The organism is Anaeromyxobacter paludicola (assembly GCF_023169965.1).
Lineage (GTDB): Bacteria > Myxococcota > Myxococcia > Myxococcales > Anaeromyxobacteraceae > Anaeromyxobacter_B > Anaeromyxobacter_B paludicola.
In genome coordinates this window covers 3,812,205-3,834,195 of record NZ_AP025592.1, presented here as the reverse complement: position 1 = coordinate 3,834,195, position 21,991 = coordinate 3,812,205, and the positions used below count along the sequence as shown (strand labels likewise).

The following is a 21,991-nucleotide window of genomic DNA, read 5'->3' as shown; positions in this document are numbered from 1 at the left end:
TATAAAGCCGTGCCTATGCCCAAGACGGCTCGCGTCTACGTCACCTTGAAGCGCGGGGTGCTCGACCCCCAGGGCTCGGCGGTGGCCCGCTCCCTCCACGCCCTCGGCTACGACGAGGTCGCCGACGTCCGGCTCGGCAAGTTCATCGAGGTGGCGCTCCGCGAGGGCGCGGCCCCGGCGGACGAGAAGGCGCGGCTCGAGGAGATGTGCCGCAAGCTCCTCGCCAACACCGTCATCGAAGACTTCCGGATCGAGCTCTAGAGGGCCGCGATGAACGTCGGCATCGTCACCTTCCCCGGCTCGAACTGCGACCACGACGTCTACCACGTGGTGAAGCACGCCTGCGGCGCCGAGGCCCACTACGTCTGGCACAAGGACCGGCTCCCGGCCGGGCTCGACGCGGTGATCCTCCCCGGCGGCTTCAGCTACGGCGACTACCTGCGCTGCGGCGCGCTGGCCCGCTTCTCCCCGGTCATGGAGGACGTGGTCGCCTTCGCCCGGGGCGGCGGCCCGGTGCTCGGGATCTGCAACGGCTTCCAGATTCTCTGCGAGTCGGGGCTGCTCCCCGGCGTGCTCATGCGCAACGCCTCGCTCAAGTTCATCTGCGAGGACGTGCGCGTGGCGGTGACCGGCCACGAGACCCCGCTGACGCGCGGGCTGGTGGGCAAGACGCTGCGGATGCCGGTGGCGCACGCCGAGGGCAACTACTTCGCCGACCCGGAGACGCTCGACCGGCTCGAGGGCGAGGGGCTCGTGGCCTTCAAGTACGCCGGCGGCGCCCCGAACGGCTCCTCCCGCGACATCGCCGGCGTGAGCGGCGGGCCGCGGCGCAACGTGGTCGGGCTCATGCCGCACCCCGAGCGCGCCGCCGAGGCCATCCTCGGCTGCGACGACGGGATCGCGCTCTTCCGGTCGCTGCTGGGCTGAGGCGGGGGGCGGGCCGCGAGGTCCGCGCCCCCTCCCTCGCCCTCCCCCGCTTCGCGGGAGAGGGGAAGGCCGCGCGCCCGCGGCTACTTCTTCGCCTTCGCCATCATCGCCTCCATCTTCCCGGCCACCTTCTCGAGCTCGGCGATCGCCTCCGGCGTCACCTTGTTCTCCGGGACCTGGTTCTTCACCGGCGGGATCGACCGGAGGTAGGCCCAGATGGCCCGGAGGTCCTCGTCGGTGGCGGCGGCGAGGTTGGGCCAGGGCATGGGCGGGAGCACCGGGCGGCCGTCCTCGAGCCCCATGTGCCGGCCCGTCCGCAGCGCCCCCATGAACTGCTGCTCGGTCCAGCGCCCGAGCCCCGTCTCCACGTCGGGCGTGAGGTTCGGCGCGTAGACGATCCCGAACGGCATGGCGAAGCTCGTCATGGTGGCCCCCATCACGCCCATGTCGCCCTGGGCGTACTTGCCGACCGGGTCGGGGGCGTCGGCGGGGTGGCCGGAGAGCATCCGCTCCATCATCGGCACCGGGGCGCCCAGCTCCTTGTCGAAGCGCATCGGCGTGTGGCAGTCGTGGCAGCCGGCGACGCGGACGAGGTAGCCCCCGCGCTGGATGAGCTGGGTCTTGCCGGGCGGCCTGGCGGGCTTGCCGGCGGCGAGGGCGGGGAAGGCGGCGCTGACGGCGAGGGCGGCGGCGAGCAGCGGGAGAGGACGCATCCGTGGACCTCCGGGTTCGGGGAGCGCTGGATCTGGGCGGCCGGCGCGCCGCCGTCATCGCCCTCGGTGGGGCCGCCGCGGCGGGATTATGCTTGGTCCATGCAGGTCGAGCTCCAAGGCCCCGCGGGGCGTCTCGAGGCACTCTGGGAGGAGCCGGCCGACCCGCGCTTCGCCGCGGTGGTCTGCCACCCGCACCCGCGCTTCGGCGGCACCCTGCACAACCACGCCACCTTCCGGCTCGCCAAGGCGGTGCGCGCGCTCGGCGGCGTGACGCTCCGGTTCAACTACCGCGGCGTGGGGCTCTCGGCCGGCGCCTACGACGACGGGCACGGCGAGACCGACGACGCGCGCGCCGCGCTCGCGCTCGTGGCCGCGCGGCGCCCCGACCTGCCGCGGCTCGCCTGCGGCTTCTCGTTCGGCGCCTGGGTGGCGCTCAAGGCCGGCGCCGGCGACGAGGCGGTGCGCGCCGTGGTCTGCGCGGGCGTGGCGCTCCGGGAGCTGATGGACCGGCCGCTCGACCTGCTGCGATCGTGCCCCAAGCCGCTCGCGGTGGTGCAGGCGGAGCGGGACGAGTTCGGCGCGCCGGAGGCCGTGCGCGAGCTCCTCCAGGGCGCGGCGGCGCCGCGCGAGCTCGTGCAGGTGGGCGGGGCGACGCACCTCTTCACCGAGAAGCTGCCGGAGTACCAGCGCGCCTGCGAGGAGGCGCTGCGGTGGGCGCTCTCCGAGGCGGGGGTCGCGGTCGCCGCGCCGCCGCCGTGACCGCGCCTCGCGGTCGCCGCGCCCGCTCCGTGGCCCGCGCCTCGCGTCCGCCGCGCCCCCTGCCTGGCCCTCCCCCGCTGGCGCGGGAGAGGGGAAGAGGCGACACCCAGGCGCGCGCTCGGAGCGCCGCGTTGCGCTCCCTCCCCGCCGGGCGGGGAGGGGCGGCCGGACCGATCACTCGGAGAAGCTCTCGTGGTACCCCGGATCCTCCACCCCGAGCGCGAACGGGGTCGGCGCGAGCGGCCGGTAGCAGTCGAGCATCACCGCCACCTCGCTCGTCGCCTTCTGGCCGATCGACGCCTCGTAGGCGCCGGGGTGCGGGCCGTGCATCACGCCGGCCGGGTGGTGCGAGATCGAGCCGGGCCCGACGCCGCGGCGGCTCGTGAACTCGCCGCTCACGTAGAAGATCACCTCGTCCACGTCCACCGAGGCGTGGGGGTACGGGCAGGGCACCGCCTGCGGGTGGAAGTCGAGCGGCCGGGGCACGAAGCTGCAGACGAGCGCGCCGCGCGCCGCGAAGGTGCCGTGCCAGGTGGGCGGCAGGTGCACGAGCCCGACCCGCGGCTGGAAGTCGCGGATCTGGAACGCGACCGGGTAGACCGCGCCGTCCCAGCCGACCACGTCGAGGGGCGAGCGCTCGAGCTGGTAGGCGTGGAAGGCGCCGCCACGCTTCACCCGGAGCTCGCGGATCCCCTCGTCGCGCGGCCCCTGGAACGCCGGGGCGCGGAAGTCGCGGTGCGAGTAGGGCGCGTCCATCCGCAGCTGCCCCGCCTCGTTCCGCCACTGCCGCGGCAGCCCCACCCCGCCCGCGAGCTCCAGCGCGAGCCAGCGCTGCGGCCCGTCGCCGGGCAGGAACCGGTGCAGCAGCCCCCGCGGCACGAGGACGTAGTCGCCCGCGCCGAAGGCGAGGTCGCCGAGGGCCGTCCGGAGGAGCCCGCCCCCCTCGGCCACGAACCAGAGGTCGTCGCCGTCGCCGTTCGAGAAGTAGGCCGGGTCCTCCGCGGTGGGCGCGGCCACCGAGATGGCGACGTCCTCGTTGAAGAGGAGCGGGAGCCGGGCCCGCGAGGGCGGGCCGCCCGGTTGCGCGAGGTCCTGGCTCCGGTAGTGGCGCCGCAGGAGTGGCCGCGGCGGCACGGCCACCGGGAGCGGGAAGGCCTCCGGCGGCGGGAGCGGCCGGCTCGGGTGCGGGCGGTTCACGTGGTACGCGAGCGTGTAGGGGCCGTCGAACCCCTGGCGCGTGAAGGCCTCCTCGTAGCGGAGCCGCCCCTCCGCGTCGCGGAAGGCGAGGTGGTGCTTCGGCGGCACCTCGCCCATCTGCAGCCGGGCGATCACGGCGCGCGCCCCTCCCGCTCCTGCTCGCGCTCGATGCTCTCGAAGAGCGCGCGGAAGTTGCCGGCGCCGAAGCCCTGGTCGCCCTTGCGCTGGATGATCTCGTAGAAGAACGGCCCGGCGGCGGGCTCGCGGTACATCCCGGCCGCGTCCTTGAGGAAGATCTGGAGCAGGTAGCTGCCGGGCGCGCCGCCGTCCACCAGGATCTCGAGCTCGCGCAGCTCCGCCGGGTCCTCGGCGATGGCCCCCACCCCGAGCGCCTTCAGCCGCTCGGGGAGCGCCTCGTAGTAGGTGGGCGGCGTGGGCATGAACTCGAGCCCGCGCGCCCGCATCCCGCGGACCGCCGTGAGGATGTCGGCGGCGGTGAGCGCGGCGTGCTGCACGCCGTCCCCGCGCAGGTCCTCGTGGAACAGGTTGATCTGCGAGCTCTTGAAGGCGGGGCGCCAGGGCTCGTTGTTGGCGAACTTCACCCCGCTCGCCGGGTCGCGCATCACCACCGAGCGCAGCCCGGAGCCGTGCGCCTGCATCGCCCGGCGCCGGGCCTCGCTGCCGGCCGCGTCGGCCGTGTGGAACTCCACCTCCCAGAACTCCTCGAACCCGAGCACGTGCTCCATCCAGAGGAGCGCCGGCTTCATGGTCTCGAAGTTGGAGGTGACGTGGTCCACCTCGCCGAAGCCGAAGGCGTTCTTCCCGCCGCGCGGGGCGTCGTGCCAGCGCATCCCGGGGAAGGGCTGGCGATGGCCGCGCCGCTCCACGAACCGGAAGGTGGTGTCGCCGAACGGGGTGGCGATGTTGAAGGTCGCGAGCGCGCCCCCCTCGTCCTCGTGCCGCTGGACGTCGGTGATGGGCGTGCCGCCCCGCTCCTCCAGCAGGCGGAAGGCGCGCCCGGCGTCCTCCACCTCGAAGACCAGCGTGCCCACGCCGTCGGGGTGCTTGCGCAGCCAGCGCCAGGCGCGCCCGCCCTCCCCCACCGGCTCGGAGCAGATCACCCGCACCCGGCCCGCCTCGAAGACCGCCGAGCGCTGCCGCCCGGCCACCTCCAGCTCGCGCGTGGAGGCGGCGGTCTCGGCGAAGTCGAGGAGCCCGGTGTAGAAGCGGCGGCTCCGCTCGAGGTCGTGGACGTAGTAGTGCATCGCCTCCAGCCGGACGATGCCCAGGGATTCCTTGGCCATCAGACCACCTCCTGCTCGACGCGGCCGAAGACGCTCCGCCCCGCGGCGTCGAGCGCCTCGATCACCACCCGCTGCCCGCGCGCCAGGAAGGGCGTGCGGGCCGCGCCCGACTCCAGGATCTCGCGCATGCGCCGCTCGGCGAGGCAGAGCGCCCCGCGCGAGGGATCGGCGTTCGAGACCGTGCCGCTCCCGAGGAGCGTGCCGGCGGTGAGGGCGCGGGTGCGCGCCGCGTGGGCGGCGAGGTCGGCGAAGGAGAAGTGCATCTCCGGTCCGGCCTCGCAGTCGCCGAGGAGCGCGCCGTCCACGAGGGCGCGCACGCGCAGGTGGGCGCGCCCGTCGCGCCAGGCCGCCCCGAGCTCGTCGGGGGTGGCGGCGAAGGGCGCGAAGGCGGTGGCGGGCTTGGACTGGAAGAACCCGAAGCCCTTGGCGAGCTCGCCGGGGACGAGGTTCCGGTAGGTCACGTCGTTGGCCAGGCAGAGGAGGCGCACGAGGGGCAGCGCCGCCTCCGGCGAGGCGCCGAGCGGCACGTCGCCGAGCACGGCGCAGAGCTCGCCCTCGAGGTCGAGGCCGAAGGCGGGATCGAGGAGCCGCAGCGGGTCGGTGGGGCCGAGGAGCACCCCGGAGCCGCCCTGGTAGACGAGCGGATCGGTCTCGAGCGAGGGCGGCGGCTCGGCCCCCCGGGCCCGGCGCGCCAGCCGGACGTGGTTCAGGTAGGCGGAGCCGTCGATCCACTCGTAGGCGCGCGGGAGCGGCGCCGAGAGCCTCGCCGGCTCCACCGGCGCGCCCTCGAGCCGTCCCTCGTCGAGGTCGCGCGAGAGGGCGCGGAGCCGGGGGGCGAGCTCTTCCCAGCGGTCGAGCGCCGCCTGGAGCGTCGGGGCCACCTCGGCGGCGCTCGCGAGCCGGGCGCCGTCGGCGCGGACCACCGCCAGGCGGCCGTCCCGCGTCCCGTCCCGCAGCGTCGCGAGCCGCATGCGCCTCCCGGAAGCTAGAGCCCGGCGAACTGCACCCCTTCGAAGAGCAGGCTCGGGGTGCGCATCGCCGAGTAGGGGTAGGGATCGGAGCCGACCGCCGCGAGCCGGTGCCAGAGCTCGAGGTGGTTGCCGGAGACGTTCATCTCGCCCACCGGCTCGGCGAGCTGGCCGCCGCGGATCCGGAAGCCCTGGGCGCCGAGCGAGAAGTCGCCGGTGGTCCCGTTCGAGTTGCCGCCCAGGAAGCCGGTGACGAGGATGCCCTCGCCGACCGCGCGCACCAGCTCGGCCTGGTCGCCCACGCCCGGCCCCCAGGCCAGGTTGGACGGGCCGCGGGTGGTGGGCGCCATCCGGAGCTTCTTCCCGTAGTAGGTGTCGATGTAGTAGCTCGCGAGGCGCCCCTGCTCGAAGACGCGGAACGGCTTCGACGCCAGCCCCTCGCGGTCGTAGAGGCGCGAGCCGAAGCCGCGCTTCACGTGCGGCTCGTCGCGGATGTCGAGGGCCGGGCTGCCGATCTCCTCCCCGAGCTTGCCCTCGAGGAAGGAGCGGCGCTGCTGGAGGGACCCGCCCGAGAGGGCGCCGAAGAGGAAGCTCACGAGCCGCGCCGCGCACCGGTTCTCGACCAGCATCGGCAGCACCGCCGACTCGCCCTTGCGCGAGCCGAGCCGGGACAGCGCCCGCTCCGCGGCGGTGCGGCCCACCCCGGCGGCGTCCGGGAGCGCCGCGTAGAAGCGGCTCCCCACCGCGCTCCAGTCCTCCGGCCGGCGGCCGTCGGGGTCCTTCGCCGAGACCTCCGCCGCGATCCAGAAGTCGGTGCCGCGCGAGCTGCCCTCGAAGCCGTTCGAGTGGACGCGGAAGCCGGTGGAGTGCGAGTCGCTGAAGCTGGTGGTGACCGAGAGGATGGCGCCGGCGCCCTTCACCGCGCGGGCCGCCGCCTCGACCTCGGCCACGATCTCGCGGCGCCGGGCCGGCGTGAGCGCCTCGTGCGAGGGGTCCTCGAGCTCGAGGTCCACCTGCGCCCGCGGGTGGTAGAGCTTCTCGTCGGGGAGCGTGCGGAAGGGGTCGGGCTCGAGCTTGCGGGTGAGCGCCACCGCGTCGCCGAGGAACCGGTCCAGCGCCTCGGGGCGCAGGTCGCTCGTGCCGACCGCCGAGTAGCGCCCGTCCACGTAGAGCTCGAACCCGAGCCCGCGGCTCGTCGCCTCGGAGACCTTCTCGAGCTGGCCGTCGCGCCAGGAGACCTCGACGTGGCGCGCCCGGTAGGCGCCGGCGGCCACCTCCTGCGCCCCCTTCTTCCGCGCCAGCTCCACCGCCGCCCGCGCCGCCGCGGCGAGCTCGCCCTGATCCATCGGATCGCTCACGGCTGCCCCCGCCCGCCCACGGTCATGGAGGAGACGCGCACGGTCGGCAGCCCCTGCGAGACCGGCACGCTCTGCCCGTCCTTGCCGCAGGTCCAGCCCCCCTCGTCGATGGCGAGGTCGTCGGACACCATGTCCACCTTCTCCAGGGCCCTGGGGCCGTTGCCGATGATGTTCACGTCCTTGACGGGACGGCTCAGCTTCCCGTCCTCGATGAGCCAGCCGTTCTTCACGTAGAAGGTGAAGTCGCCGGCGCCGATGTTGACCTGCCCGTTGGTGAAGTTCTCGCAGTAGATGCCGCGCTTCACCGAGGCGATGATCTCGTCCTTCTTGTGCGGCCCGGGCAGCATGTAGGTGGCGCGCATGCGCGGCAGCGGCGCGTGCTGGTAGCTCTCGCGCCGGCCGTTGCCGGTGGGCGCGACGCCGTAGTGCTTCGCCGAGATGGCGTCGTGCATGTAGGTGGCGAGCACGCCGCCCTCGACGAGCCGGGTGCAGCCGGCGGCGTTCCCCTCGTCGTCCACGTTGATGGCCCCGCGCGCGCCCTCGTTGGTGCCGTCGTCCACGATGTTCACGAAGGGGGCGGCGATGGGCTTGCCGATCTTGTCGGCGTAGATCGAGACGCCCTTGCGGTTGAAGTCGGCCTCCATGCCGTGGCCGATCGCCTCGTGGAGCAGGATCCCCGAGGACCCGGCGGCGAGCACCACCGGCATCTCGCCCGCCGGCGCCGGCACCGCCTCGAAGAGGATGGCGGTGCGCTTCACCGCCTCGCGCACCACCCGGTCGAGCCGGTCCGGCGTGTAGAACTCGAACCCCGCCCGGCCGGCCACGTTGTAGCCGCCCGACTCGCGCCGGCTCCCGTCCTCGGCCAGGCAGGAGACGTACAGCAGGGTCATCGGCTGCTCGTCCTCGACGATCCGCCCCTGGCTGTCGGCGATCAGCACCGCCCCGGCCTCGTCGCGGAAGTGGACGCTCACCTTCCGCATGCGCCGGTCGGCGGAGAGCAGCCGCTCGTTCAGTCCCCCGAGCAGCGGGAGCTTCCTCTCCGCCCCGATCTCCTCCCAGCGGAGCCGCACCGGGTAGCGCTGCGGGAGCCCGCTCTGGACGTGGTAGCGCGACGGGGCCTCGCGCGAGGGGCCGTCGGCGATGGTGGCGGCGGTGCGGGCGCAGGAGAGGAGGGCCGGGAGCGACAGGTCCTCGCTGTAGCCGTACCCGGTCTGGTCCCCCTTGACCACCCGGACCCCGACCCCGAGCTGGACGGTGGTGAAGGCCCGGTTGACGCTGCCGTCCTCGAGGGCGAGGTCGTTCGTGACCGCGTGCTGGAAGAAGACGTCGGCGAAGTCCCCGCCGCGGGAGAGCGCCTCGGCGATGGTCCTCGCGATGAGCTCCTCGGTGACGCCGAACCTGTCGAAGTAGCGGATGCCCGCCGCGGCCATGCCCTGCACCTCCCACCGGGGATTCCACGCCCGGTGCCAGGATCGGCCCGCGGCGGCGTAAGATAGATAACCGGAGGTTCGGCCCATGCCCAGGATCCGCATCGGAGACGCTGACATCCACTACGAGGACGCGGGCCGCGGCCCGGTGGTCTTCCTGCTGCACGCCTTCCCGCTCCACTCGGGGATGTGGCGGCCGCAGATCGACCTGCTCGCCCGCGAGCACCGGGTCATCGCCATGGACTACCGCGGCCTCGGCCGGAGCGGGCCCGCGCCGGAGGTGGCGACGATGGAGCTGCTCGCGTCCGACGCCGCCGAGCTCCTGGCGCGGCTCGGCGTGGCCCACGCCACGGTGGCCGGGCTCTCGATGGGCGGCTACGTCGCCCTCGCGCTCTACCGCAAGAGCCCGCAGCTCTTCCGCGGCCTCGTGCTCTGCGACACCCGCGCCGGCCCCGACTCGGCCGAGGGGCGCGAGGGGCGGCACCGGTTCGCGCAGGACGCGCTCGCGAAGGGGATGGGCTGGGTGGCGGACCAGATGATCCCGAAGCTGCTCGGCCCGAACGCCGCCGAGGAGGTGGTGAAGCGGGTGCGCGCGCTCATCGGCGAGAACGACCCGCGCGGCGTCGCGGCGGCGCAGCGGGGCATGGCCGCCCGGCCCGACTCGGAGCCGCTCCTGAAGCAGGTGCGCTGCCCGACCCTGGTGATGGTGGGCTCGGAGGACTCGCTCACCCCGCCGTCGATCTCCGAGGAGATGGCGGCCACGCTGGGGGCGCGGCTCGCGCTCCTCCCGGGCGCCGGCCACCTCGCCAACCTCGAGAGCCCCAAGCTGTTCGCCGGCGAGCTCGCCTGCTTCATCGCCGGGCTGGAGACGCCCCGGCGAGCGCAGCCGCCACCGCTGCAATGACCCGCTCCACCTGCGCCCGCTCGCCGGCGGCGAAGGACGGGTCCTCGGCCTCGACCACGTCGAGCATGTCGGCCACGTAGGCAGCGAGGGCCGGCTCGGCGGTCTCGAGCGCCGGCGGCTCCGCGGCCACGGCGGCGAGCTCCTTCCAGCGGGCGGCGCGCAGGGCGTCGCCGAACGCCTGGTCGAACATGGCCCAGGCCTCGAAGGCGAGGTCGCTCGCGGCGAGCGCGCCCGACTCGGGGAGCGGGACGGCGTCGAGCCAGGCGGCGAGGTCGGGCTGGGTGTTCGAGAACCGGTCTCGGCGCCGGGCGAGCTCCTTCTCCGGCAGGGCGGCGAGCTCCTTCCAGACCGCCTCGACGAGGAGCGGCTCGAGGGGTCCCGCGGGCGCGCCGCCCCGCGGGGGCAGCTCCGGCCGCTCCGGCGGGAGCGCCGGCTCGGGCGCGCCCGAGTCGGGCACCGGCATCCCCGCGCCCGCCCCCTGCGCGACGCGCCCCCAGAGCGCGAACAGGTTCTCGTAGAGCCGGCGGGCCTCGTCGGGCGAGCCGAACCGGGGCTCGCCTTGGAAGAGCCGCGGGATCACCTGCGAGCGGTCGAGCCCCTCGCCCTGCGCCTCGGCGAACCGGGCGGCGGCCTGGGCGGCGTCCACGGTGGCGCCCGCGCTCCGGAGCAGGGCGGTGAGCGCCTCGGGCCCCTCGTAGTGCGGGGAGAAGGCGGGCGGGTCTTCGGCGTGGCGGCGGCGGGACATGGCGGGAGCTTAGGTCAGGCGCGGCGCCTCGGCGAGGACCTCGGGTGACCTCGGCGCCGGGCCCGAAAGAAAGAACCCCTTCCTCCCCGATGGAGGAAGGGGCCGCGGGGATCTCAGGGAGGAGGGAACCGCCGCGAAGGGGGGTCTACTGGTCGCCGAAGAGGTCGTCGTCGTCCGGGCCGGGTCCGTTCATGCCGAGCGACGCGCCGCCGCCCGGGCCCTTCCCGCCGGGGCCGCCGCGCAGGCCGGGGCCGCCGTGCATCCCGGGGCCGTGGCCGCCCGGGCCCATGTCGCCGGGGCCCATGGTGCAGCCCGGGCCGCCGGCGCCCATCATGCCGGCCCTGCGCTCCAGCATCATCCGTCCCATGCGCGCGTGGAACTTGGCGAAGAAGACCGCCAGGCGGGCGCGGCGCGCCGGGGAGAGATCCTTCGCGAGCGCCTGGTACATCTCGCGGTCGATGGCGTGCATCTTCTCGCGCGCGTCGAAGATCCGCTGCACCGCCTGGTCGGCCTGGGCGACCGCGTCCTTGTCGCCGTCGGCGGCGCGCTTCACGGTGCGGGCGTCGTCGTGGAGCTGCTTCATGATCGGCCGCCGCCGGTCGTCGAACCGGGCCATGACGTCGCGCATCTTGAGCGCGTCGGCCTCGGAGAGATCGAGCGCCTCGGCGAGCCCGAGCGTGCGGGCGAGCTTCATGCGCTTCTCGAAGCGCTCGGACCGGGCGGGCTCGCTGCCGGTCGCGGGGGGCGCGGCCTGCGGGGCCGCGGCGGAGGCGGTGAGGGGAAGGACGAGCAGAGCTATCGCAAGGCGGTGCGTCATGTGAGCACTCCGGTACGGTTGAAAGCTGCGGTTTTCTCTTCAGGGGCTGCTGGAGTCGAAGATCGTCCCCTCGTCGGCCATCGCCACCTCGTCACCCGAGCCGCCGCCGACGACGGCGCTCGCCTCCCAGACTTCGTCGAGATCGGGCCCGCTCCAGCTCGCCGCCTGGATGGCGGGCGTGGTGGGCTGGCCCTGCGGCTGCCCGGCCGCGGCGCCGGCCGGGGCCGGCGAGGCGGCGCCGGGCGCTTCGGCCCCGGTCGCGGTCGCGGCCTGGGCCAGCTCCTGCGCCTGGCGGGCGCGGGCGTAGGCGCGGTCGCGCAGGTAGGCCGGCGCGAGCACCATGGCGAGCGCCGCCGCCGCCGCGACCGAGATCCCGAGCAGCCGCGAGATCCGCTGCCGCCGCCGCTCCGCCCGCCGCCACTCCACCGCCGTGCGGTCGGGGAGGCGGTCCACGGCGGCGCGCAGCTCGCTCGTGACCGGCGGGAGCGCCAGCTCCTCGAGCAGGTCCTCCTCGCGCGCCAGCACGGCGCGGCAGGCGGTGCAGGTCTCGAGGTGCGCCGAGAGCAGCTCCTCGTCCTCGCGGTCGAGGGGGCCGGAGGCGCGGCAGGAGACGAGCGGCAGGAGCTCCTCGCACAGGCTCACGGCGCGTCCTCCCGGCGCTCGCCCACGAGCTCCCGGAGCTTCCGGGTGGCGTGGTGGAAGTGGACCTTGGCGTTGTTGGTGGTGATGCCGAGCGTGCTCGCGATCTCGTCGAAGGGCAGCTCGGCGTCGATCCGGAGCTGCAGCACGGCGCGCTGGCGCTTCGGCAGCTTGAGCACCGCCTCTCGCAGCAGCCGGCTCCGCTCCTCGCGCTCGAGGGCGTCGGTGCCGGTCGGCTCGCTCCGGACGGCGTCGTCCACCGCCTCGAGGGGGGCGCGGCGCCAGCGGGCGAGGTCGCGCTGGTGGTTCTTGCCCAGGTTCACGGCGATGCGGACGAGCCAGGCCCGGAACGGGACCTCGTCGGCGTGGCGGAGCTCGAAGCTCCGGCGGGCCGCGGTGAGGGCGCGCAGGAAGGTGCGCTGCACGAGGTCGGCGGCGTCGTCCGGCCCGGCGGCGTAGCGCCGCAGGAGCGCCAGGACCAGCCGCTCGTGCCGGGCGAAGAGCTGCCCGAGAGCCTGGTCCTCCCCCGCCAGGAACGCCCGGACGAGCGCCGCGTCCTCGGCCCCCGCCTCGGCGCCGCCGTGGAGGAGCTTGAAGCGGGTCCGGTCTGTGGGCTCGCGGGTTTGGGCCATGTGTGGCGCCGCTTTCACGAGGGCAAAGACCCCTTGCCCGCCTGCAGGTTAAAGAATAGAGGTTGCCAATGCTTGACCTCAAGTCAGTGATCGCCGACCCGGAAGCGGTCGAAAAAAGGCTGGCACGACGCGGCCCTGAGGCGGCGGCCCTCTTGGGTCCGGTGAAGGAGCTGGCGGCCCGCCGGCGCGAGCTGAACGTGGCGCTCGAGGGGCTGAAGAAGGACCAGTCCGCGGCCAACAAGCGCGTCGGCGAGCTCATGCGCACCGACAAGGCGGCCGGCGAGCAGGCCCGCGGCGAGGCCCGGGCGCTCGGGGAGCAGGTCAAGGAGAAGGAGGCGGCGCTCGCGCAGGTGGAGGAGGAGATCGCGCAGCGCCTGCTCGTGGTCCCGAACCCGCCGATGGACTCGGTGCCGGACGGGGCCGACGCCGAGGCGAACGTCGAGGTGAGCCGCTGGGGCGCGCCCCCCAAGCTCGAGTTCCAGCCCAAGCCGCACTGGGACGTGGGCGAGGGGCTCGGGATCCTCGAGTGGCAGCAGGCGGCCAAGCTCTCCGGGGCCCGCTTCACGATCTACAAGGGCGCGGGGGCGCGGCTCGAGCGCGCCATCATCTCGTTCTTCGCCGACGTGCACGGGTCGCGCGGGTACACCGAGATCCTCCCGCCGTACCTCGTGACCCGCGAGACGATGACCGGCACGGGGCAGCTCCCCAAGTTCGAGGAGGACCTGTTCAAGACGGCCGGGAGCGACCCGCTCTACCTCATCCCGACCGCCGAGGTGCCGCTCACCAACATGCACCGCGACGAGATCTTCGAGGCGGAGGACCTCCCGATCTCGTACTGCGCCTTCTCCCCCTGCTTCCGGGCCGAGGCGGGCGCGAGCGGCAAGGACACCCGCGGCCTCATCCGGCAGCACCAGTTCCACAAGGTGGAGCTGGTGAAGCTCGCGAAGGCGGAGGAGAGCGAGGCCGAGCACCAGAAGATGCTCGACGACGCCTGCGAGGTGCTGCGCCGGCTCGAGCTGCACCACCGCGTGGTGCTCCTCTGCGCCGGCGACATGGGCTTCTCCTCGGCCAAGACCTACGACATCGAGGTCTGGTGCCCGGGCCAGGGCACGTTCCGGGAGATCAGCTCGGTCTCCAACTGCGAGGACTTCCAGGCGCGCCGGATCCGGGTGCGCTACCGCGGCGAGGGCGGGAAGCCCCGGCTCTGCCACACCCTCAACGGCTCGGGCGTGGCGGTGGGGCGCACCGTGGTCGCCATCCTCGAGCAGTACCAGCAGGCCGACGGCTCGGTGATCGTGCCGCAGGCGCTGCGCCCGTACATGGGCGGGCTCGAGCGGATCGTCCCGCAGAAGTTCCCGCGGGGCGTGGAGCGGTAGCCCCCCCCTGACCCTCCCCCGCTTCGCGGGAGAGGGAAAGCAGCGGCACCCCCTCCCCGCCGGGCGGGGAGGGACGGGGAGGGGCGGCCAGAGGGGTCGCGCGACTACGCCACCCTCCCCTCCTCCTCGAGCGGGGGCGGCGCCGCCTGCGCGGGCCGGCGCCCCGCGAGCCACGGGTAGAGCGCCGGCAGCACGAGCAGCGTGAGGATGGTGCTCGTCACGAGCCCGCCGCAGACCACCGTGGCGAGCGGCCGCTGCACCTCGCTGCCCACCCCGGTGGCGAGCGTCATGGGGATGAACCCGAGCGCCGCGACCAGGGCGGTCATGAGCACCGGCCGGGCGCGCTCGCGGGCCGCCTCGGCCGCCGCCTCGGCCGGGCTGCGCCCCTCCTCCTCGAGGGCGAGGAGCCGGGTCATGAGCACCACGCCGTTCAGGACCGCCACGCCGGAGAGGGCGATGAAGCCGACCGCGGCGGAGATGGAGACCGGCATCCCGCGCGAGGCGAGCGCGAGCATGCCGCCCACCGAGGCGAACGGCACGTTGAGGAAGATGATGGCCGCGGGGCGGAGCCGCCGGAAGGCGATGAGCAGCACCACCACGATCCCGACCATCACCACCGGGATGACCACCGCCAGCCGCCGCTTCGCCGCCTCCAGCGTCTCGTACTGGCCGCCCCACTCCAGCCGGTAGCCGCGCGGGACCGGCACGTTCCTGGCCGCCGAGGCCTGCGCCGCCGCCACCACGCTGCCGAGATCGGCGCCGCGCACGTTGAAGCCGACGATGAGCCGCCGCTCGGCGTCCTGGCGCGACACCATCGACGGCGCGGCCCCCTGAACCACGTCGGCCACGCTGGCGAGCCGCACCAGGCCGCCGGAGGGCGCCGGCAGGGAGAGGTCCGCGACCGTGAAGGCGCTCGCCGGGCCGCCGAGCCGGAGCACGATGGGGATGCGCAGCGGGCCGTCCCAGGTGGCGCCCACCTCGAGGCCGGTGCGGACCGCCTGCACCGCGTCGAGCACCGAGCGGACCGTGAAGCCGGCGCGCGAGGCGTCGAGCGGCCGCGGACGGACCTCGAGCAGCGACACCGCCGGGGGCGCCAGGATCCGCACGTCCTCGGCGCCGCGCTCGCGGCTCACCACCGCGGCGAGGTACTCGGCGGTGCTGCGGAGCTGGTCGAGGTCGTCGCCGTAGACGCTCACCGTCACGTCGGCCACCGAGCCGCCCAGGAGCTCGTTGAAGCGCATCTGGATGGGCTGCGTGAACGAGACCTCGGCCCCCTTCGCCTCCTCGGCGATGGCCTTGTCGATCTGGGCGATGAGCGCCTCGCGCTCCAGGCCCGGCCGCCACTCGGCCCGCGGCTTCAGGCTCATGAAGACGTCGGCCTGCTCGAGCCCCATGATGTCGGTCGCCACCGCCGGGCTGCCGACGCGCGAGACCACCCGGGTGACCTCGGGGACGCGCCGGAGCACCGCCTCCTCGAGCCGGCCCGCCTCGCGCACCGCGGAGTCGAGGCTCACGTCGGCGGCGCGGGTGGTCTGGACCACGAGGTCGCCCTCGTCGAGCTGCGGCACGAACTCGGAGCCCGCGCGGTGGAAGGCGAGGCCGCCCGCGGCGAGGAGCGCCAGGGAGCCGGCCAGCACCGCCCACGGCCGCTTCAGGGAGAAGGCGAGGAACGGCAGGTAGGTCCGGTTCACGAGCCGCACGAGCGGCGGCGGCCGGGCCGGGATGTCCCTCGCGCGCAGGAAGAGGCTCGCGCCCGCCGGGATGTAGGTGAGCGAGAGCAGGAGCGAGGTGAGGAGCGCGAAGACCACCGTGAGCGCCATGGGGCGGAACATCTTCCCGTCGGCGCCGGTGAGCGTGAGCACCGGCACGTAGACGAGGAGGATGATGAGCACCGAGAAGAAGACCGGCTGCGCCACCGCGCGCGTCACCCGCGCCACGTGGGCCCGCATGCCGTCCCGCGCCTCGGGGCCGCCGCCGAAGGAGGTCGGGCCGACGCCGTGGTAGACGCTCTCCACCATCACCACCGCGCCGTCCACCAGCAGGCCGAAGTCGAGGGCGCCCAGGCTCATGAGGTTGCCCGGCACGTCGAGCGCCACCATCGCCGCCGTCGCGCCGAGCATCGAGAGCGGGATGGCGGAGGCGACGAGCAGGCCGGCGCGCAGGCTCCCCAGCATGAGGAAGAGCACGGCGATGACGAGCAGGCCGCCCTCGATCAGGTTCTTGAAGACGGTGTGGAGCGTCCCCTGCACCAGCCTGGAGCGGTCGTAGACCACGTCCACGCGGACGTCGTCGGGGAGGTCCTGGCGGATCCGCTCCATGCGGGCGTGGACGCCCTTCATCACCTGGAGCGCGTTCTCGCCCCGGAGCATCTGCGCCATGAGGTACACGGTCTCGCCGCGGCCGTTGGCGGTGGCGGCGCCGATCCGCGGCGTCTCGCCCTGCGAGAGCTCGGCCACGTCGGCGAGCCGCACCGGCGGGCCGGCCGCGCCGCGGCGGTAGACGAGCGCGTGGGCGAGGTCGGAGGCGTCGCGCGGGAGCGACACCGCGCGGAGCAGCGTCTGGCCCGAGCCGGCGGCGAGGCTCGCGCCGGCGGCGGTCCCGGTGGCCGCGTCGAGCGCCTCCTTGACGTCGTCGAGGGTGAGGCCGCGCTGGGCCATCCGCACCGGATCGGCCCGGACCTCGAGCGTGCGCTGCTGGCCGCCCCAGGTGTTCACCTCGACCACGCCCGGCACCGCCCGCAGGCGCGGCGCCACCCGGTAGGTGGCGAGCTCGAGCAGCTCCGCGGCGGTGCGGCGCGGGGACGAGAGGGTGAAGTGGAAGATCTCGCCGAGGCCGCCGGTGACCGGCCCGAGCTCCGGCCGCTCCACGCCGGCGGGGAAGCCGCTCGCGAGCCCGTTGAGCCGCTCCTGCGCCATCTGCCGCGCGAGCCACGGATCGACGCCGTCCTCGAACACCGCGGTGACCGAGCTGATGCCGTAGCGCGACAGCGAGCGCTGCTCCTGCAGCCCCGGCATGCCGCCCAGCGCCGCCTCGATGGGGCGGGAGACGAGCCGCTCGACCTCCTCCGGCGTGAGCCCCGGCGCGCGCGTGAGCACCAGCACCTGGTTGGTGGTGATGTCGGGCATGGCGTCGAAGCGCAGCCACGACCCGACCACCGCGCCGGCGGTCATGAGCATCGAGACCAGCACCAGCACCGCGGTCCGGTTCCGGACCGACCAGGCCACCAGGGCGGCGATCATCGCGTGCCCCCGGCCTCCCGCTGGTCGGGCGCCCCGCCGAGCGGGGAGCGCGCCGGCGCGGCCGGCCCGGGCGGCGCGGCGCCGCTGCCGGCCGGCGGCACGCCCGCGCCCGGCCTCGCCTCCGCGAGCGCGGCGTCGGCGGCCACCTCGTCCCCGGCCTTCAGGTCGCCGCGCACGAGGGCGTCGGCGCCGCTGGTGGCGAGCACCTGCACGGCCACCCGCGCCGGAGCGCCGCCGCGGTTCACGACCACGTAGGCGCCCTCCGGCGCGAGCGCGACGGCGCGCGCCGGCACCGCGGCCCCGGCGCCCTGCCCGAGCTGCACCACCAGCCGCCCGGCGAGCCCCGGCGTGAGCCGGGCCGCGGCGGGCGGGCTGAACCAGGCGAGCGCGGTGCCGTCGCGCCCGTCCACCACCGGGGCGCGGCCGATGAGCGCGAGCGGGTGGCGCTCGCCGGTGGCGAGCGCGAGCTCGTAGCGGGCGTGGGCCGGCAGGCTGCGCGCCAGCCGCGCCTCGACCCGGGCCTCGCCCTCCCCCGCCACCCGGGCGATGGGCTCGCCGGCCGCCTCGCGCGTCTCGCCGAGCGACGCCTTCACCTCGGTGACGATCCCGTCGATGGGGCTGCGCAGCGTGAGCTGGCCCGCGCCGGCGAGGAGGCGCGCCGCGTCGGCCCCCTCGAGCCCCGCCACCCGCAAGGTCGCGAGCGCGCCCTGCTGGTCGGCCTTCGCCTCCGCGAGCCGGGTCTCCACCTCGAGGAGGTCGGCGGCGCGCACCAGCCCCTCCTTCTTCAGCGACTCGAGCTGGTCGCGCCGGCGCTGGTAGGCCTGGACGCGGGTGCTGGCGGCGGCGTAGGTGCCGGCGGCCTGGAGCACCTCGGGCATGATGACGTCGCAGACCGGCTGCCCCTTGCGGACCTGCTCGCCGGCGCGCACGTGCACCCGGGCGACGCGGGCGCGGAAGGGCGGGACCACGTTGCCGCTGCTCTCGGGCGCCGGCAGGACCGTGGCCGGCGCCTCGAGCAGCGAGAGCCCCTCGGCGGTGCGGGCCTTCACCCACGGGGTCGCCGCGCTCGGGGCGGCCGGCGCGGTCGGTTCCGGCTGCGGCGCGCTCGGGGCGCCCTTGCAGGCGAGGAGGAGCGCGAGCAGCGGGAGCGCCGCGCGTCGCGCCCCCCCGGCGGCCAGCGGCGAAAGATCGTTCTTCACGACAGTCCCCCCATCTCTCCGAGCAAGAGGCTCACCTTCACCCTGGCCCAGGCGTGCGCGGCCGTGGCCCGGGCCAGGCGGGCCTTGGCGGCCGCGGCGCCGCGGCGGGCGATGAGCACCTCGAGCACCGTCGCCTCGCCGGCGTTCATCGCCGCCTCGCGCAGGCGCGCCGACTCGACCGCGGCCGGCACGAGGGTGGTCTCGATGGCCCGGAGGAGCTCGCCCGTGTGCTCCACCTCGTGGAGCGCCCGCGCCAGCTCCGACTGCGCCTGCGCCGCGAGGTCCCGGTGCTCCCCCTCGAGCCGCCGGGCCGAGGCGGCGAGCGGCGCCGACTCGCGCTCGGCCCGATCGAAGAGCGGGAGCGTGAGGCCGGCGGAGAGGAAGGCCCCGGTGAGCCCCTGGTTGTCGCGCTGGGCCGAGAGCCCGAGGGCGAGCTGCGTCCCCTTGCTCGCGCGGGCCTCGAGCTCCCGCGCCCGCTCCGCCTGGGCGAGCAGCGCCCGGGCCTGCACTTCGGGCAGCGAGGCCGCGCGCGGCAGGAGCGCCGCCCACCGCTCGCGCGGGGGGAGCCCGAGATCCGGGAGCGCGCCCGCCGCCTGGAGCGGCGTGAGCGACGCCCGCCCGAGCTGCCGCGCGAGCTGGTAGCCGAGATCGGTGGCCTCGCCCTCCACGGCGAGCGCGGCGAGCCGCGCCTCGGCCCGGTAGCTCTCCGCCTCGGCGAGGTCGGAGCGGGTGAGGGCCGCCGCCTGGGCCGCCCGCGCGATCCGGTCGGCGAACTCGTCGGCGAGCCTCACCTCCGCCTGGGCGCTCTGCCACGCCTGCTGCGCGCCCCAGAGCCCGATCCAGGCCTCCGCCGCGGAGAGCCTCCGCGAGAGCGCGGCCGCACGCGCCTCGTTGGCGAGCGCCGCGCGCTCGGAGGCCGCCGCGTCGCGGCGTGCGCCGCCGAGACCGGCGAGGCTGAAGGGCTGCGAGATGCCGATCGTGCCCTCGACCTTGTTGCTCGCGCTCTCCGGCCGGACGCCCGGCTCGGCGAAGATCGTCGGGTTGCCCGGCAGGCCGCTGATCGCGCGGTCGCGCTCCTCGCGCAGCCGCACCGCGTCCCTGGCCGCCTGCACCGCCGGCGCCTCCGCCGCCACTCCGAGCGCCTCGTCGAAGGTGACGACTTCCCCACTCGCCGCCGCTGCGGCGAGCACTGCCGTGAGTAGGACCCCCATCGCCCCGCGGACCTAATGGCTGCTCGCCAGGGGTGCAAGCGACCGTTCAGGGCGTGGCCCAGGGGCGTAAGTGACCGTCGAGGCGGGCCCACCGCGGCCCCGGGAATTTGCCGAAGTGCCCGGAACCGTTCCCGCTTGATCTCCCGGCGGCTCTCCCGTATACGGACGGGCTCGGAGCGCGGAGAGCCGGATTCGGGAGGAGTGGCCGAGCGGTTTAAGGCGGCGGTCTTGAAAACCGTTGAGGGTTCACGCCCTCCGAAGGTTCGAATCCTTCCTCCTCCGCCAAGGATGAAGGCAGTAGGGAAAGGTGGCCGAGAGGCCGAAGGCGCTGGTTTGCTAAACCAGTATAGGGGTAACCCTATCGCGGGTTCGAATCCCGCCCTTTCCGCCATTTTGAAGCTGTGGTAGTAAGCCGTCCCCCGGTCGCCGCGGCCACCGGGTCGAAGTCCGAAGCACCAAGGGTTGGCGCCCTTAGCTCAGCTGGATAGAGCGTCTGACTACGGATCAGAAGGCCGGGGGTTCGAATCCCTCAGGGCGCGCCAGTCTAGAAGGCCTGAAAGGCCCCGTCCGGTACCGGGCGGGGCTTTTCGTTTGTGGGGCCCACCTCTACGTTCCTGCGTGATGCCAAGCGGGGCCACGGCTGCGGCGACCGACCCGGCTGCCGAGATCGTGGTGGCCATCGAGCGGCGCGCCGGGCTCTACGACCCGGCCTGCGCCGAGCGGCTCGAGGTGGAGCTCTCGCGGCGCTTCCCCGGCCACCCGGCGCGGGTGCTGGTGGTCCGGGTGCAGGGCGGGTCCGCCGCGCTCGTCCCGCCGCACGACTCCGCGCTCGTGGCCGCTCCGGCGCCGGAGGTGGCGGCGCCCTCCACCGGCCAGGACGGCGCGATGGCGGCGCTCCTGCGCGCCGGCGCGGAGCGGAGCGCCGCCGCGATGGCGCTCGTCGCCGACGCGCGCGACGGCCGCTCCGCCGAGTGGCTCGGCGCGCTCCTCGCCCCGGTGCTCGAGGGCGGCTTCGACTGCGTGCGGCCGGCCTACCTGCGCCACCGCCAGGACGCCCCGCTCAACACCGGCGTGGTCTACCCGCTCCTGCGCGCCGCGTTCGGCAAGCGGCTGCGCCAGCCGCTCGGGCGCGAGACCGCCCTCTCCCTCACGCTCGCCCGCCGCCTGCTCCTCGACCCCGACTGGCGGCGCGACCCGGGCTTCGCCGGCTCCGAGGCGTGGCTGGTGGGGAAGGTGCTCGCGGGGCCGGAGCGCGTCTGCCAGGCGTGGCTCGGCCCCTGGCCCGGCGCGGCGGCGCCCCCGGAGGAGGCGAGCGAGGCGCTGGCCCGCGTGCTGGGGCAGGTGTTCCGGGAACTGGAGCGGCACGCCGGGCGCTGGCAGCGCGTGGACGGGTCGGCGGAGGTGCCGTCGTTCGGGGAGGCGGGCACGCTGCCCGGCGAGGCGCCGCGGGTGAGCCTCGAGGCGCTGGTGGGCGCGTTCCGGCTCGGGCAGAGCGAGCTCGCCCCGCTCTGGTCGCACGTGCTCCCGCCGGCGACGCTGCTGGCGCTGCGCCGCTGCGCGGCCTGCTCCGCCGAGGCCTTCCAGCTCGAGGACCGGCTCTGGGCGCGCATCGTCTACGACTTCGCGGTCGCGTGGTTCGCGAAGCTGGTGGAGCGCCGGCAGCTCCTCGCCTCGATGACCCCGCTCTACCGCGGCTGGACCGCGAGCTTCCTGCGCGAGACGCGGGACCTCGACGACGCCGCCACCGAGGCGCGGATCGAGGCGCTCTGCCGGGCGTTCGAGCAGGAGAAGCGGTACCTGGTCGCGCGCTGGCGCTGGCCCGACGGCTTCAATCCGTGACGGAGGGAGTGGCCATGTGGGACGAGACCCAGCGCATCTTCCTCGACTCGCTCGCGCGCATGCTGCACGCCGCGGCCCGGCAGCTCCCGGGGGTGGTGGCGATGCTGCTCTTCGTCGCCCTCGCGGTGGCGGTCGCGGCGGCGCTCCACCGCCCGGTCCAGCGCGCCTGCGCCCGGCTCGCCCTCGACCGCCGGCTGCGGGAGTGGGGGGTGGTGCCGGCCGGCCTCGAGGGGCGCGGGCCGTCGCTCCTCGTCGCCCGCGCGCTCACCTGGACCGTGCTCGGCATCCTGGTGCTCGCCATCGTGAGCGGGATCGACGCTGGGTCGATCAGCGTCTGGGCGGGGCGCGCCCTCGCCTTCGTGCCGCGCCTCTTCGCGGCGGCGCTGGTGCTGGTGGTGGGGCTCGCGGCGTCGCGCGTCGTGGAGCGGAGCGCGCTCATCGGCGCCGTCAACATGGGGCTCCACTCGGCGCGGCTGCTCGGGCTCGGCGGGCGCTGGCTGGTGGTGATCCTCTCGTTCGCCATCGCGCTCGACCAGCTCGGGATCGGCGGGCCGGTGGTGCCCATCTCGCTCGGCATCCTCTTCGGCGGGGTGGTGCTCGCGCTGGCGCTCGCGGTGGGGCTCGGGGCGAAGGACCTCGTGGCGCGCTCGCTCGACCGCCACTTCCACGCGTCGCCCCACCCGCTCGAGGAGGCGGGGGAGGACGGCGGGGAGCTGCACCACCTGTGACCCTCCTGG

General features: G+C 75.1%; 20 protein-coding genes and 3 tRNA genes. 10 read left to right on the top strand and 13 right to left on the bottom strand.

Annotated elements, in window-relative coordinates; all coding sequences use genetic code 11:
* Window positions 1-15: 15 nt before the first annotated feature.
* Both purS and purQ read left to right on the top strand, forming a co-directional pair.
* Complete coding sequence (gene purS / locus AMPC_RS17135) at window positions 16-261, top strand: phosphoribosylformylglycinamidine synthase subunit PurS (RefSeq protein ID WP_248342637.1); 246 nt, start codon at window positions 16-18, stop codon at window positions 259-261.
* A 9-nt stretch (window positions 262-270) separates the two neighbouring features.
* A complete protein-coding gene (purQ, locus tag AMPC_RS17130) occupies window positions 271-927 on the top strand; it encodes a phosphoribosylformylglycinamidine synthase subunit PurQ (RefSeq protein WP_248342636.1) in 657 nt (218 codons plus the stop codon).
* A gap of 83 nt (window positions 928-1,010) precedes the next feature.
* On the opposite strand, the gene AMPC_RS17125 is transcribed toward purQ, so the two are convergent.
* The gene (locus AMPC_RS17125) at window positions 1,011-1,640 is read right to left on the bottom strand and encodes a diheme cytochrome c-553 (RefSeq protein ID WP_248342635.1); all 630 of its coding nucleotides are present in this window, start codon (window positions 1,638-1,640) and stop codon (window positions 1,011-1,013) included.
* Between the two features lie 99 nt (window positions 1,641-1,739).
* Here AMPC_RS17125 and AMPC_RS17120 point away from each other — a divergent pair, with 99 nt between their 5' ends.
* Window positions 1,740-2,399, top strand: a complete 660-nt coding sequence (locus AMPC_RS17120; protein WP_248342633.1) for an alpha/beta hydrolase — start codon at window positions 1,740-1,742, stop codon at window positions 2,397-2,399.
* 174 nt (window positions 2,400-2,573) lie between these two features.
* On the opposite strand, the gene AMPC_RS17115 is transcribed toward AMPC_RS17120, so the two are convergent.
* From AMPC_RS17115 to AMPC_RS17095, 5 genes are read right to left on the bottom strand one after another with little or no spacing between them, the layout of a single operon-like run.
* Window positions 2,574-3,731: a homogentisate 1,2-dioxygenase gene (locus AMPC_RS17115; protein WP_248342632.1), complete on the bottom strand. Its 1,158-nt coding sequence runs from the start codon at window positions 3,729-3,731 to the stop codon at window positions 2,574-2,576.
* On the bottom strand, window positions 3,728-4,900 hold the full coding sequence (locus tag AMPC_RS17110) for a 4-hydroxyphenylpyruvate dioxygenase family protein (protein ID WP_248342631.1): 1,173 nt from the start codon (window positions 4,898-4,900) through the stop codon (window positions 3,728-3,730). The genes AMPC_RS17115 and AMPC_RS17110 overlap by 4 nt, the downstream gene beginning before the upstream one ends.
* The gene (locus AMPC_RS17105; protein WP_248342630.1) at window positions 4,900-5,871 is read right to left on the bottom strand and encodes a fumarylacetoacetate hydrolase family protein; all 972 of its coding nucleotides are present in this window, start codon (window positions 5,869-5,871) and stop codon (window positions 4,900-4,902) included. The genes AMPC_RS17110 and AMPC_RS17105 overlap by 1 nt, the downstream gene beginning before the upstream one ends.
* 14 nt (window positions 5,872-5,885) lie before the next feature.
* Window positions 5,886-7,226 (bottom strand): TldD/PmbA family protein, encoded by a 1,341-nt coding sequence (locus tag AMPC_RS17100; RefSeq protein WP_248342629.1) that lies wholly within the window; start codon window positions 7,224-7,226, stop codon window positions 5,886-5,888.
* Window positions 7,223-8,656: a TldD/PmbA family protein gene (locus AMPC_RS17095; protein WP_248342628.1), complete on the bottom strand. Its 1,434-nt coding sequence runs from the start codon at window positions 8,654-8,656 to the stop codon at window positions 7,223-7,225. The genes AMPC_RS17100 and AMPC_RS17095 overlap by 4 nt, the downstream gene beginning before the upstream one ends.
* 85 nt (window positions 8,657-8,741) lie before the next feature.
* Here AMPC_RS17095 and AMPC_RS17090 point away from each other — a divergent pair, with 85 nt between their 5' ends.
* Window positions 8,742-9,557: an alpha/beta fold hydrolase gene (locus AMPC_RS17090; RefSeq protein ID WP_248342627.1), complete on the top strand. Its 816-nt coding sequence runs from the start codon at window positions 8,742-8,744 to the stop codon at window positions 9,555-9,557.
* Here the strand turns inward: AMPC_RS17090 and AMPC_RS17085 are convergent.
* From AMPC_RS17085 to AMPC_RS17070, 4 genes are all read right to left on the bottom strand, one after another.
* A complete protein-coding gene (locus AMPC_RS17085; protein WP_248342626.1) occupies window positions 9,505-10,302 on the bottom strand; it encodes a hypothetical protein in 798 nt (265 codons plus the stop codon). The two genes, AMPC_RS17090 and AMPC_RS17085, sit on opposite strands and share 53 nt — an antisense overlap.
* Before the next feature lie 145 nt (window positions 10,303-10,447).
* Window positions 10,448-10,996, bottom strand: coding sequence for a hypothetical protein (locus tag AMPC_RS17080; protein WP_248342625.1), 549 nt, complete (start codon window positions 10,994-10,996; stop codon window positions 10,448-10,450).
* Window positions 10,997-11,158: 162 nt separating this feature from the next.
* Entirely contained in the window at window positions 11,159-11,761 is a 603-nt protein-coding gene (locus tag AMPC_RS17075) for a zf-HC2 domain-containing protein (protein WP_248342624.1), read from the bottom strand.
* A complete protein-coding gene (locus AMPC_RS17070) occupies window positions 11,758-12,390 on the bottom strand; it encodes an RNA polymerase sigma factor (protein ID WP_248342622.1) in 633 nt (210 codons plus the stop codon). Before AMPC_RS17070 ends, AMPC_RS17075 begins: the two co-directional genes overlap by 4 nt.
* A gap of 68 nt (window positions 12,391-12,458) precedes the next feature.
* Here AMPC_RS17070 and serS point away from each other — a divergent pair, with 68 nt between their 5' ends.
* Entirely contained in the window at window positions 12,459-13,766 is a 1,308-nt protein-coding gene (gene serS, locus AMPC_RS17065; protein WP_248342620.1) for a serine--tRNA ligase, read from the top strand.
* A gap of 104 nt (window positions 13,767-13,870) precedes the next feature.
* Here serS and AMPC_RS17060 read toward each other — a convergent pair whose 3' ends face one another.
* The 3 genes from AMPC_RS17060 to AMPC_RS17050 are packed head-to-tail and all read right to left on the bottom strand — an operon-like array spanning window position 13,871 to window position 19,415.
* Window positions 13,871-17,005 carry an efflux RND transporter permease subunit gene (locus AMPC_RS17060; protein WP_248342618.1) on the bottom strand — a complete coding sequence of 1,045 codons (3,135 nt, stop codon included), beginning with the start codon at window positions 17,003-17,005 and terminating at the stop codon, window positions 13,871-13,873.
* Entirely contained in the window at window positions 17,002-18,204 is a 1,203-nt protein-coding gene (locus AMPC_RS17055) for an efflux RND transporter periplasmic adaptor subunit (protein WP_248342617.1), read from the bottom strand. The genes AMPC_RS17060 and AMPC_RS17055 overlap by 4 nt, the downstream gene beginning before the upstream one ends.
* Window positions 18,201-19,415, bottom strand: coding sequence for a TolC family protein (locus AMPC_RS17050; RefSeq protein ID WP_248342616.1), 1,215 nt, complete (start codon window positions 19,413-19,415; stop codon window positions 18,201-18,203). The genes AMPC_RS17055 and AMPC_RS17050 overlap by 4 nt, the downstream gene beginning before the upstream one ends.
* Window positions 19,416-19,610: 195 nt before the next feature.
* Here AMPC_RS17050 and AMPC_RS17045 point away from each other — a divergent pair.
* From AMPC_RS17045 to AMPC_RS17025, 5 genes are all read left to right on the top strand, one after another.
* Window positions 19,611-19,700 (top strand) — tRNA-Ser (locus AMPC_RS17045).
* A 16-nt stretch (window positions 19,701-19,716) separates the two neighbouring features.
* Window positions 19,717-19,806 (top strand) — tRNA-Ser (locus AMPC_RS17040).
* A 74-nt stretch (window positions 19,807-19,880) separates the two neighbouring features.
* A tRNA-Arg gene (locus AMPC_RS17035) sits at window positions 19,881-19,957 on the top strand.
* Window positions 19,958-20,036: 79 nt separating this feature from the next.
* The gene (locus AMPC_RS17030) at window positions 20,037-21,254 is read left to right on the top strand and encodes a hypothetical protein (RefSeq protein WP_248342615.1); all 1,218 of its coding nucleotides are present in this window, start codon (window positions 20,037-20,039) and stop codon (window positions 21,252-21,254) included.
* Between the two features lie 14 nt (window positions 21,255-21,268).
* Window positions 21,269-21,982, top strand: a complete 714-nt coding sequence (locus AMPC_RS17025) for a mechanosensitive ion channel family protein (protein ID WP_248342614.1) — start codon at window positions 21,269-21,271, stop codon at window positions 21,980-21,982.
* Window positions 21,983-21,991: the final 9 nt, after the last annotated feature.